Source organism: Methylobacterium sp. CCH5-D2 (genome assembly GCF_001556475.1).
GTDB lineage: Bacteria > Pseudomonadota > Alphaproteobacteria > Rhizobiales > Beijerinckiaceae > Methylobacterium > Methylobacterium hispanicum.
In genome coordinates this window covers 1-11,186 of sequence record NZ_LSIX01000879.1, presented here as the reverse complement: position 1 = coordinate 11,186, position 11,186 = coordinate 1, and the positions used below count along the sequence as shown (strand labels likewise).

Annotated in this window: 9 protein-coding genes and 1 pseudogene; 3 read left to right on the top strand and 7 right to left on the bottom strand. The window is 73.0% G+C overall.

Annotated features, from left to right (window positions below; genetic code table 11):
* Positions 1-196 (top strand): annotated as a pseudogene (locus tag AX737_RS34795) (hypothetical protein); the annotation flags it as partial.
* Positions 197-351: 155 nt separating this feature from the next.
* Positions 352-1,668, top strand: coding sequence for a polysaccharide biosynthesis C-terminal domain-containing protein (locus AX737_RS23465; RefSeq protein WP_066925554.1), 1,317 nt, complete (start codon positions 352-354; stop codon positions 1,666-1,668).
* A gap of 126 nt (positions 1,669-1,794) precedes the next feature.
* Here AX737_RS23465 and AX737_RS23460 read toward each other — a convergent pair whose 3' ends face one another.
* The 7 genes from AX737_RS23460 to AX737_RS23430 form a co-directional block, all read right to left on the bottom strand.
* On the bottom strand, positions 1,795-3,123 hold the full coding sequence (locus AX737_RS23460) for an O-antigen ligase family protein (protein WP_066925551.1): 1,329 nt from the start codon (positions 3,121-3,123) through the stop codon (positions 1,795-1,797).
* Between the two features lie 19 nt (positions 3,124-3,142).
* Positions 3,143-4,363 (bottom strand): glycosyltransferase, encoded by a 1,221-nt coding sequence (locus tag AX737_RS23455; protein WP_066925549.1) that lies wholly within the window; start codon positions 4,361-4,363, stop codon positions 3,143-3,145.
* A 75-nt stretch (positions 4,364-4,438) separates the two neighbouring features.
* Positions 4,439-5,425 (bottom strand): NAD-dependent epimerase/dehydratase family protein, encoded by a 987-nt coding sequence (locus AX737_RS23450; RefSeq protein WP_066925545.1) that lies wholly within the window; start codon positions 5,423-5,425, stop codon positions 4,439-4,441.
* 101 nt (positions 5,426-5,526) lie between these two features.
* On the bottom strand, positions 5,527-6,255 hold the full coding sequence (locus tag AX737_RS23445) for a Crp/Fnr family transcriptional regulator (RefSeq protein WP_066925542.1): 729 nt from the start codon (positions 6,253-6,255) through the stop codon (positions 5,527-5,529).
* Between the two features lie 252 nt (positions 6,256-6,507).
* A complete protein-coding gene (locus AX737_RS23440; protein WP_082773255.1) occupies positions 6,508-7,794 on the bottom strand; it encodes a glycosyltransferase family 4 protein in 1,287 nt (428 codons plus the stop codon).
* A gap of 140 nt (positions 7,795-7,934) precedes the next feature.
* On the bottom strand, positions 7,935-9,344 hold the full coding sequence (locus tag AX737_RS23435; protein ID WP_066925539.1) for a mannose-1-phosphate guanylyltransferase/mannose-6-phosphate isomerase: 1,410 nt from the start codon (positions 9,342-9,344) through the stop codon (positions 7,935-7,937).
* A gap of 79 nt (positions 9,345-9,423) precedes the next feature.
* Entirely contained in the window at positions 9,424-10,731 is a 1,308-nt protein-coding gene (locus tag AX737_RS23430) for a polysaccharide biosynthesis/export family protein (RefSeq protein ID WP_066925536.1), read from the bottom strand.
* A 373-nt stretch (positions 10,732-11,104) separates the two neighbouring features.
* Between AX737_RS23430 and AX737_RS33545 the strand changes: the two genes are divergently transcribed.
* The coding region (locus AX737_RS33545) for an NAD-dependent epimerase/dehydratase family protein (RefSeq protein WP_156453916.1) at positions 11,105-11,186 on the top strand (82 nt) is incomplete at its 3' end.

Genomic DNA, 11,186 nt, shown 5'->3' with positions numbered 1-11,186 from the left:
GGCGACCGCCGAGATCGGCAAGGCGCGGCGGATGCTCGGCTACGCGCCGCGCTTCGACTTCGCGGACGGGATGCGCGCGACGACGCCCTACCTGGTCTGGGCCTATGCCGACCTCGTGCGGGCGTCGCGGCGCGCGCGCGGCACCGCGGCGCCGCCGGCCGCGCCCGTCGGGACGCCGGTCGCGGACGCGCGCTGACACGGCCGGTCGGCCGGCGGGTCGCGCCCGGTCCGGGAGCGGGTGGGCGTGCCCCGTCCCGCTCCCGCGCTCACGCCGTCAACCCCCGGGGCCGCCGCGTGTCGGCCGAACGCTCTGCCGGGGATCCACGCACACCGAGGTTCCAGGACGAGACGATGCGGCGCTCATGGATTTCCGGCCCGCCCGCGGCGCTCCAGGCCGTGGGCGCCCTGCGCCGCCGTGTCGGCGACCAAGCCGGCCGCCTCGCCTGGCCGCTGATCGACCAGGCCATCGCCAGCGTCGGCACCTTCGGGCTGACGATCGTGCTGGCCCGCGCGCTACCGCCCGCGGAGTACGGCACCTTCGCCCTGCTCCTCGGCGGGCTGATGATCCTCCACATGGTCACCTCCTCGCTGGTGTTCTACCCGCTCTCGGTCCGGGCCGGCGCGGCCGGGCCGGAGGCAGGCGCCGGTCTGATGCGGGCGAGCCTCGACCTCCTCGGCCTGCTCTTCCTGCCGGCCGGGGCCGCGCTTGCGCTCGCCGCCCTCGCGGCGGGCCGGGCCGACCTGATCCTGCCCGCGCTCGCCTACTTCCTGCTCTGGCAGATCCAGGAGGCCTTCCGGCGCTACCTCTTCGCGGAGCTGCGCTTCGGCGCGGCGATCGCGGGCGACGCGGTGAGCTATCTCGGCCAGGTCGCCCTGGTGCTCGGGCTCGGGTGGGGCGGGCACCTGACGCTGGGCACCGCGCTCTGCGCGATGGCCCTCGCCGCCGGCCTCGGCGCCGTGCTCCATGCCGGGCGCGCCGGGCTCGGGCGGGGGGAGGCGACCGCGCCGCGCCTGTCCGCGATCCTCGGCGATTTCTGGCGGCTGGGAGGCTGGTCGCTCGCCAACAACCTGCTCGGCACGCTGCGCGGGCAGGTGCTGTTCTGGCTGCTCGCCGCCCTCTCGGGCGCGGCCCTGACGGCGCAGCTTCAGGCGAGCCAGAACCTCGTCAACCTGATGAACCCGCTGGTGATCGGGCTGTGCAACATCATCCCGCAGACCGCCGCGCGGGCCCATCCGCGCGGCAAGGCGGAGGCGTGGCGGGCGGCGCGGCCCTTCGCGCTCTCCGGCGTCCCGGTGGCGCTGCTGTTCTTCGCCGTCCTGTTCGCGGCGCCCGAACCGGCGCTGCGCCTCGTCTACGGCGCGGCTTCGCCGTATCTCGGGCTCGCCGTGCCGGTGCGCCTCCTCGCGATCGCCGCGGTGGCCGCCTACGCCACCGACATGGTGTGCTCCTACTTCCACGGCGTGGAGGCCGCGCGCCACGCCCTGGTGGTGAACGCCGCAGGTACCGTCGCGGTCCTCGCGGCGTCGTTGCCGCTCGCGCTCCGGTTCGGGCTCGAGGGCGCCTGCGGGGCGCTGGTACTGGCGAGCCTCGTGCGGCTCCTGCTCTCGCAGCTCCTGCTGCGCCGCCTCCTCGCCGCAGACCTGCCGCGACCGCTGCCGGCCGCGTGAGGCCATCCCGGACCGGGCCCCGGATCGAGTCCCGGACCTGGTCCCGGACCGGGGGACGCTCCCCACGACCGGGGCTCCCGGCGCGCGGGACCGCGCCACGCTCCGACGCGGGGGCGACCCCGCGCCCTAGCCCGGGTCGCCGATCGCCCGCACGAGGCCCGCCCGGTAGATCATGCTGGCCCCGATCCCGAGGCCGATCACCGACCAGAAGCAGACGCCCGACATCGGCCCCTCCAACGCCACGTCGAAGGAGGCGTTCACGAGGATGCCGGCGCCGTAGCAGGTGATCCAGACGAAGACGGCGGCCCAGCGCCCGTGGCCGGCCCGGCGCGCCAGGAGCAGGCTGTGCACCAGCATGCCGAACCAGGCGGCGAGCAGCCCGGCCCAGAGCGCGAAGCCCGGCACCCCGGCGCGGGCCAGGATCGTCATGTGCCCGTTGTGCGGGCTGCGCAGGGTCGCCTCCTGCGTGACGAAGGTGTGGTAGCCGTCCTCCATCGCGAGATTCACGCCGAAGCCCTTGCCGTTCCAGAAGTAGGGGCCGTGCAGGGTATATTCCCGGATCGTGCGCCACCAGCGCAGTCGGAACTCCTTGGTGCCCTCGAAATTCGCCGCCTCGCTCGCGCCGAACACGCTGCTGATGCCCTCGACGATCTGCATGGCCCCGACCTCGCGGTCTCCGGGCATCATCACGCGCAGGTCCGCGAGCGCGGCCCCTGCCAGCATCGCGACCCCGATCAGCGCGGCGGGGGCGAAGCGGCGGAGCTGGCGCCCGAGCAGAACGCCGAGCAGAATCGGCACGAGGCAAGCGAGCGTCGCGGCCCGGCTCACGGTCACGGCCGCCATGTTGATGCACAGGGCGACGCACCAGAGCGCCCCCACGCGGCGCAGCCCGACCAGCATGAAGACCGCGGCGGCCCCGAGATGGAACGCCGCCTCGCCGGCCCGGATATAGGGCAGCTGGATCTGTGTGCCCGGGATGCGGAGCTGGTCGGCCATGGTGACCGTGACGACGAACAGGAAGCCGCCGATGAGCCCGTACAGGAAGGCGAAGCCCGCGTAGACGCGCAGGATCCAGCCGAGCCGGAGCGGGTTCTCGATGAGGAGCGCGATCACCACGAAGGCGAACAGGCCGTAGACGACGATCACGCTGTCGCGGACCGCGTCGATCCCGTAGATGCCGAGAAACGGGACGGTCCGGATCAGCACCCAGGCGATCAGGGCGGCGAGCAGCAGGCTCGCGGGCGTGCCCAGCACCGCGAACCAGCAGCGCGACCGCATCAGCGCGAGGAGGCCGAGGCCGAGCGCGAGCTCGCCGACATAGAGCGGCGCCACGCCCAGCACCGCGAAGCCCTTGCCGAAGACTGCGTAGCCCACGAGCGCGCAGGCGAGGCCGCGCAGGTAGAGGTCATTCGGATCCCGCGGGGCCGGGCGGACGGCGACGGCGCTTGCGTGCATGGCGTGCCCTCCGGCCGGATCAGCCCGCGAGCCTGAGGTCGGTCCCCTGGGTCGCGTAGAGATGCTGGAGCGCTTCCGCCGAGCGGGCCCAGTCGCCCGTGACGAGCGCCATCGCGTGGGCGGCGCGCGACATCCGCGCCCAGGCCTCCGGGGTGAGCCGGGCGGCTCGGCCGAGGGCTTCCGCGACCGCATTCGTCGTCAGGTCGCGCACGACGAAGCCGGCGCCGTGGCGCTCGACGGCGTCGGCGAGGCCGGTCGCGGTCGAGACGATCAGCGGCAGGCCGCAGAGCGCGGCCTCCACCGCGCCGATCGGCAACCCATCGAAGCGCGACGACTGGACGAAGAAGTCCCAGCCGCGCAGTGTCCGCTCCTTCTCAGGCCCGAAGACAGGCCCGCCCACCGCGACCGACCCGCCGATGCCGGCCCCCTGGGCGAGCGCGCGCAGCGCCGCGCCCTCCCCACCCGTCGCGCCGTTGCCGGCGAGCGCGAGGCGCCCGCGCCCGCCCGCGGCCAGATGCGTCGCGAGGCCGCCGATCAGCAGGTCGAGCCCCTTGTGGTGCGCCGCGTAGCGCCCGCAGAACCCGAAGAGCGGGAAGGCGGGCGAGGGCCCGGTCCGGCCGGGCGGCGGCGGGGCCGCGTCGAAGGCGCTGGAATAGGCCGCATTCGCCACGATCTCGATGCGCGCGCGGGGGGCGATCTGACGGATCGCCCCGGCCTCCTGATCCGTCAGCGCGTGGACGAACCACGCCCGCTCCAGGATCCGGCGCTCGAACATCGCGAGGTAAAGGCTGGTCGAGCGGTGGGCCCGGCGCATCTGCGCGTCGGCGACGTGCGCGTAGCGGCCGTGGATGGTGACCACGTAGCGGATGCCCCGGCGCGCCAGCTCACGACCGATGGCCAGCAGCAGCGGCCGGCGCGCGCAGTGGAGGTGGACCAGGGTGCGGGGTCCCGCGCCCGCGACCAGCGCCGCGGTGAGGCGCGGCGCCGGCTGGACGAGGTGGCCGAACAGGCTGTGGCCCTCGAGGGGCAGCGCCTCGACGGGCGCGTCCCATACCCCCCGCTCGACGGTCCGGCCCGGCGGGTGCAGCACCACGACCCGGACCGCCTGTCCGAGGCGGATCTGCTCGCGGGCGAGCCGGTTCGCCACGAGGTGCACGCCGTTCATCCGGGACTGCTCGGCCTCCTCGACGACGAGGTGGCGGATGTCGAGGCCTGGCTGTGCCCCGGTCTGGTCGGTCATCGGGCTGCTCGGTCGCTGGGATGAGGCCCCTCCCCCCGGCGGGGGGAGGGTTCGGGTCCGCTTCCGGAGGCGACGCTACTCGGCCGCGTCGGGCAGGCGGCCGGCGCGGCCGGCGGCGAGTTCGGCCTCGATCCAGCGGTAGGTCGGCGCGAGGCCCTCGCGGATCGTCGTGGCGGGCTCCCAGCCCAGCACCTTCCGGATCAGCGCGTTGTCGCTGTTGCGCCCCCGCACGCCCTGCGGCTTCGAGACGTCGTGGCGCTTGGCGATCCGCTTGTCCGCGACGGAAGCGGCGATGTCGACGAGATCGTTGATGCTGATCATCTCGTCGGTGCCGAGGTTGAGCGGCGCCGTGTAGTCCGACTGCATCAGCCGGTAGAGGCCCTCGACGCAATCGTCGATGTACATGAACGAGCGCGTCTGGAGGCCGTCGCCCCAGACCTCGATCGTGCCGCCGTCCGGGCAGAGCGCGACCTTGCGGCAGATCGCGGCCGGCGCCTTCTCGCGGCCGCCGTCATAGGTGCCGAGCGGGCCGTAGACGTTGTGGAAGCGCACGACCCGGGTGGAGAGGCCCCAATCCTCGGTCATGTACTGGCACAGCTTCTCCATGTAGATCTTCTCGAGCCCGTAGCCCTCCTCGGGCTGGGCCGGCCAGGCGACGTCCTCGGAGAGCGGCGTGACGTCCGGCGAGGTCTGCAGGTGCATCGGGTAGACGCAGGCCGAGGACGAGAACAGGAAGCGCTTGACCCGGTTGTCGGCTGCGGCCTTGGCCATGTGCGCGCTGATCAGCGTGTTGTTGAGGGTGATCTCGGCGTGCGAGCCGCTGATGAAGCCGATGCCGCCCATGTCGGCTGCGAGGTGGTAGACCTGCTCCATCCCCTGCGCCGCCCGCTGGCAGGCGTCGTGCAGGCGCAGGTCGCATTGCAGGAACTCGTGCGCCGCGCTGGGCTCGTACTCGGGAAGCTTGATGTCGGCGCCGCGGACCCAGTAGCCCCGGCCGACGAGATACTTGACGAGATGGTGGCCGATAAAGCCACCGGCTCCGGTTACGAGGACGGGGATCATCTTGGGCAGTCCTTACCTGTGATGAAGGCAGGTAATTACTGACATGATCGCCGATGTGCTTTCCATTCGGCTTGCGAACTAAGCCGAAAGAGCGGTATGCCTCAGGCGAAGGGACCGATCAGGCGCTTGTACTCGGCCTCGGCGAGGCCGTAGCTCTCGCCCGCCGCCCGGATCAGCCGCGCGCGGTCGATCACGGTAATCTGGCCGCGCCGCGTCGCGATCATCTGGGCGCGTTCCAGCTCGTGCAGCGCCACCGTGATGCCCGGCCGGTGCGTGCCCAGAACCTGGGCCAGAGCCTCGTGGGTCATCACGATCTCGCTGCCGTCGATGCGGTCGGTGGCCAGAAGCAGCCAGTGGGCGAGGCGCTCCTCGATGCGGTGGCGGCGGTTGGAGAGCGCCATCTGGCTCATCCAGAGCATCGCCACCTGGACGTAGCGCATCAGCACCTCGCGCAGCACGCCGCTCTGCACCATCATCTGCCGCAGCGCGCCGGCCCCGATCCGCAGGGCGGTGCCGGGCACGCGCACCTCGACATCGACCGGCATGTGCTCGACGCCGAGCACCAGCGCCGTGCTGACCATTCCGTCGCGGCCGACCACGAGGGTCTCGTAGGAACCGCGCTCGGCAGTGTGCAGCATCACCGAGGCGAGACCGCTCTCGAAGAACCAGGCATGGGGGATCGGCTCGCCCGCGGTGACGACCCGTTCGCCGGCCGCGAGCGGCACCTCCTCGAGGAGCGGGAGCATCAGGCTCAGCACCTCGCCTGGAAGCGCCCGCAGCAGCCGATTCTGCACGGTCGGCGTCTGAGCGGGCAAGGTCGGCGTGTTCATCGTCGGCCCTCCAGGTCAGGCGCGCGCTCCAGATCCACTCTGGTCGAGCATTCGGCTGGCGAATGCGCAAGCATCTCATGATCTTGCACAACTTTGCAGTTGGTAAGATCCGTACGGACGGACTAATACCCTATCTTCCGTCTCGTATTTGATTTTTGAGCATCTGGTCCTCCCCGGCACTTCGCGGCGCGCCTCGCGGACGACCTGAGGGAGCGCTGCGAAACCTGGTCGTTCCTGGCTCGCACGGATCGGTCAGCGTCCGGTCGCGGAGCGCCGTGATCGCCCGAGCGATGGCGCGGGTGCTGCGGAGGGACGGACCTCGCGGCGTTCGGCCGGCCGCGGGCGGGCGGGGTCGGACGCCGCGAGAACCTGCCGGTAGGCCGCGTGGGCCTTGGCGGCGGCCGCCGCCCAGGTGAAGCCGTCCGCCACGCGCGCGCGGGCCTGGAGGCCCATCCGGCGCAGCCGCGCGCGGTCCTGCACGAGGCGCTCGATCGCCGCGGCGAGCGCGGCGGCGTCGTTCGGCGGCACGAGCTGCCCGCAGCCCGGGTCGATCTGGTAGGGGATCCCGCCGACCGCGGAGGCGAGCACCGGCACGCCCTGCGCCATCGCCTCGAACACCACGAGAGGCAGGGTGTCGGCGAGGGTCGGGAAGACGAAGAGGTCCGCCCTGCGCATCAGCGCCCCGACCTCCGCATCCGAGAGCCGGCCGGTCACCACCACCCGCTGATCGGGCGGCAGCGCCCCGGTGAGGCCCGCATAGTCGATCTCGGCTCTCCGCTCGCCCCCGACGACGAGATGGACGGGGCGCCGCAAGATCCGCAGGCTCCTGAGGAGGACCGGCAGGCCCTTGTTGGGCGTGTGGTTTGCCAGGAACATCAGGGTCGGGGGGCCGTCCGGGTCGGGCTCGGGCAGCGCGAAGCGGGCGAGGAGCGCGGCGTCCTCGGCGGGGTCGGCGGGCGCCGGGACGGCGACGCCGTTCGGCACCACCTCCAGCAGCCCCTCGCGGAAGCCCATGGCCCGCACGATGTCGAAATCGGCCGGCGACAGGGCGAGGATCCCGGCGGCGCCGCGCACGGCCTCGGCCACCGGCGCGTGGACGAGGCTGCGCCACGCCGCCCGGCGGACCGGCCCGAACCCGTAGATGGCGCCGCCGTTGGCGACCTCGTTGAAGCCGTGGGTCGAGATCACGTAGGGCACGCCCGCCGCCCGGGCGGCGCGGGCGATCCGGGCCATCTCCAGGGCCGGCATCGGGTTGTGCAGGTGCAGGAGGTCGTAGCCCGCGACCCGCCCGGGGATGTCCGAGCGGTAGAACAGGGAGCGGTAGCGGTTCGGCAGGCGCGACCAGGGCAGGCCCGGCGGCAGACCCGTGCGGACGGGCACGCGCCCGCAGGGCCCGGGCTCCTCCGGGGTTCCCATCATGCTGGCAACGTCGACGCGGCAATGCGCCTGAAGCGCCGCGCTCAGCATCTCCCCCGCCCTCGCCCCGCCGCTGACGGACATGTGGGGCGGCACCACGATCGCCGAGAGGACGCGGATCATCGGGCGTTTCCTCGTGTTGGGGCTGTTGCTCGGTCGTTCGGTGAGGCCGGCGGGCCCCACTCCCCGCGTTCGGGGAGTGGGGTGATCCGAACCTCGACGCGGTCGCGCGGGTCCTGGCCGAGGTGGTCCTCGCTCGCCCCTCACACCCGCGCGTAGACGTCCTCGATGCGCACGATGTCGTCCTCGCCGAGGTAGCTGCCGTGCTGCACCTCGATGATCTCGACGGGGGTGTTGCCGAAATTCTCCAGGCGGTGGACCGCTCCGAGGGGGATATGGGCGTGCTGGTTCGGCCCGAGTTCGCGCACCTCGTCGCCCACGGTGACGCGGGCATGGCCCGCGACCACCACCCAGTGCTCGGCCCGGTGGCGGTGCTTCTGGAGCGAGAGGCGCCCGCTCGGCCGCACGCAGATGCGCTTGACCTGGAAGCTCGATCCCGCCTCGATCACCTCGTACCAGCCCCAGGGCCGGTTGACCCGCGGATGGTGCTCGGCCTCCGGTCGCCCCCGGCCGCGCAGGGCGGCGACGATCTCCTTGACCTCGCCTGTGCGGCGGCGGTCGGCCACCAGGATCGCGTCGCCGCTCGACACCACGACCACGTCCTGCAGCCCGAGCACCGAGGTCAGCGGCCCGTCGCTCGCCACGTAGCAGCCGCGGGCGTCGCGCAACTCGGTCGGCCCCCGCGCGACGTTGCCGTCGGAATCGCTCTCGCCGAGCGCCCAGAGGGCGTCCCAGCTGCCGACGTCGGACCAGCCGCAGGCCAGCGGAACCAGGGCCGCGAGCCGCGTGTGCTCGAAGACCGCGTAGTCGATCGATTGCGCGCGGGCGCGCCCGAAGGCCTCGGGCTCGAGCGTCGCAGCGCCGATCTCGCGCCGCGCCCCCGCCACCGCGGCGGCGACGGCCGCGCAGGTCGCCGGATCGTGCCGCTCGTACTCGCCGATCAGGGCTCCGGCGCGGAACAGGAAGTTGCCGGCGTTCCAGAGGTAGCCCTCGCGGATGTAGCGGGCGGCGAGCGCGGCTTCGGGCTTCTCGGCGAAGCGCAGCACGGCGCGGGCGCCCGCCGCGATCTCGGGCCCGGCCTGGATGTAGCCGTAGGCGGTGGAGGGATGCGTCGGCACCACCCCGAAGGTGACGAGATGACCGTTCGCCACGGCGCCGAGCCCGTCCCGCACGGCCTCATGGAACAGGGCCTCGCCCTGGATCGCCTGGTCGGAGGCCAGGACGAGCACGGGCGTGTCCGGATCCTCGCGGGCGATCTCGTGGGCGCCGGCCAGGATCGCCGGCCCGGAATCGCGCCCCTGCGGCTCGATCAGGATGTCGGCCTCGATGCCGATCTCGGCGAGCTGCTCCTCCACGAGGTAGCGGTGCAGCGCGTTGGTGACGACGAGCGGGCGTAAGGAGAAGCCCGGCCGCGCCACCCGCAGCACGCTCTGCTGGAAGGTCGAGCGCTCGCCGATCAGGATGGCGAACTGCTTCGGCAGCGCGGCGCGCGAGACCGGCCAGAGCCGGGTGCCGTTGCCGCCGCAGAGGATGAGCGGCCTGATCTCGGTCATGATGCCTCTCCGATGATCGCTGGTGTTCGAGTTTCAGTTGGATCCCGTGCCGGAGCCGGAGCCGGAGCCGCGGCGCGCCTCAGCGCGTCCCGGCCGCGGCGATCTGCCCCGCGACCTGCCCGGCGGGCTCCAGGGCCGCCTGGGCCGCCCGCGCCGGCGGCTCGCGCCGGACCTCGACGATGTCGCCCGGCATCAGGGCCGCCCGCTCGTCGGCCTCGAAGGTCTCGGGGTTGCCGTCCCGGAGGCGGGTGATGAAGACCTTGCGGGCGAGGCTGCCCTGCTGCGCCAGCGTTCCGAGCGCGCCGCCGGCCTGGAGCCGGGCCTCGCGGATCTCGCGGGCGCTCGGGAGTTGCGTCTCGATCTCGTTGAGCCGCCCGGTCACGTCCTGCAGGTCGGCCATCACCCGGCGGCGATAGGCCTCGACCGTGTCCTGGATGCGCAGCGCGAGGTCGCCGATGGCGAGATCGAGCCGGGCGAGGTCCGCGTTGAGGCGCGCGATCGCGGCCTTGTTGCGGGCTTCCTCGCGGGCGAACTCGATGCCCTGGTAGCGCCGGGCCAGCCCGCTCGCCATCAGCTTCTCGTAATCCTCCATGTGCGCCTGGATCAGGCGCAGCTGCGTCTCCTCGGAGGCGCGCTGGGCCTGGACGCCCGTGATCTCGCTCTCGAGCCGCGGCTTCTGCGCCCGCAGCAGGTCGAGCGACTGGTCCAGCGCGCCGCGCTGGCCCTTCAGGATCTCGCGTTCCTCGACGAGCGCGGCGGTCAGCCGGGGGTCGCCGTCCATCCCGGGGGGCGGCTCGAAGGCGTCCTTGTCCCGGCGCTGCGCCTCCAGGCGGGCGCGGCGCACGGTGAGCAGCCTGCGGTTGGCCTCCAGCACCCGCACCCGCTCGTCCGCGGCGAGGAAATCCGTGCGCTGGCCGAGCTGCACCTGCTGCGGCTCGGCGAAGCCGCCCGCGAGGGCGATGCCGCTCAGCACCGAGGCGCCGTACCGGAAGGGGAAGCTGCCGGGCGAGCGCACGTCGCCGAGCACGTAGAAGGGCCGCATCTCGGTGACGCGCAGGGAGACGACGGGCTGCTGCAGGAAGCCGTCGGCGAGCCGCTCGACCACCCGCGCCTGCGCGTCCGGCAGCGTCATGCCCCCGACCGCGACCTCGCCGACCAGCGGCAGGAACAGGTGGCCGCCGCCGCCGACGGTGTACTCGCCGGTCAGCTCCGCCTGGCCGAACACCGAGACGTTGACCCGGTCCCCCGGGCCGAGCCGGTAGCTCGCGTCCTGCGCGGCTGCGGCGACCGTCAGCCCGAATGCCAGCAGGGGCGGCAGCGCTGGCCCGAGCAGGGTCCGCAGGCGGAGCCTCGACTGGATCGGGGGTCGGGTGGGCGTGCCGGTCATGCGCCTCATCTCTCCTGGCCCGGGGCGTCGGCCCATGAGCGGGCCGGGCCCGGCAGGTCCGGACCGAGGCGGATCCTAGTCGGCACGCCTCTCGCGGTGCCCGCGCCCTTCGGATGAGGGGGCGGACGCGATCGGATTACCTCCGGCGCCGATACAGTCGAGCTGCGTCGAAGTACGGATACCGTTCCGTGATTTCGGTCATGAACAGGCCGTTCGTCAGTATTACCGCCGAAGCTGTTCGCATCGCTCCCGGCTCCGCCGGATGCTCCGTTGTCGCGGTGCAGCGCCCCGCTCCATTGTCCCGGTACATCCGGACGGGGCGCGACGCGCTTCCGGAGCGGTGAACCCGACAGTGGGACGAGGGATATCCGGCATGAAGCGGATCTTGGTGACGGGCGGGGCCGGCTTCATCGGCTCGCACCTGTGCGAGCGGCTGCTGGGGCAGGGGCACGAGG

What these genes read in the sequence shown, in the direction of transcription:
- AX737_RS23435 (WP_066925539.1), bottom strand. Translation starts at nt 9,344, where the DNA reads ATGACCGAGATCAGGCCGCTCATCCTCTGCGGCGGCAACGGCACCCGG.
- AX737_RS23450 (WP_066925545.1), bottom strand. Translation starts at nt 5,425, where the DNA reads ATGATCCCCGTCCTCGTAACCGGAGCCGGTGGCTTTATCGGCCACCAT.
- AX737_RS23465 (WP_066925554.1), top strand. Translation starts at nt 352, where the DNA reads ATGCGGCGCTCATGGATTTCCGGCCCGCCCGCGGCGCTCCAGGCCGTG.
- AX737_RS23455 (WP_066925549.1), bottom strand. Translation starts at nt 4,363, where the DNA reads ATGACCGACCAGACCGGGGCACAGCCAGGCCTCGACATCCGCCACCTC.
- AX737_RS23460 (WP_066925551.1), bottom strand. Translation starts at nt 3,123, where the DNA reads ATGCACGCAAGCGCCGTCGCCGTCCGCCCGGCCCCGCGGGATCCGAAT.
- AX737_RS23430 (WP_066925536.1), bottom strand. Translation starts at nt 10,731, where the DNA reads ATGACCGGCACGCCCACCCGACCCCCGATCCAGTCGAGGCTCCGCCTG.
- AX737_RS23445 (WP_066925542.1), bottom strand. Translation starts at nt 6,255, where the DNA reads ATGAACACGCCGACCTTGCCCGCTCAGACGCCGACCGTGCAGAATCGG.
- AX737_RS23440 (WP_082773255.1), bottom strand. Translation starts at nt 7,794, where the DNA reads ATGATCCGCGTCCTCTCGGCGATCGTGGTGCCGCCCCACATGTCCGTC.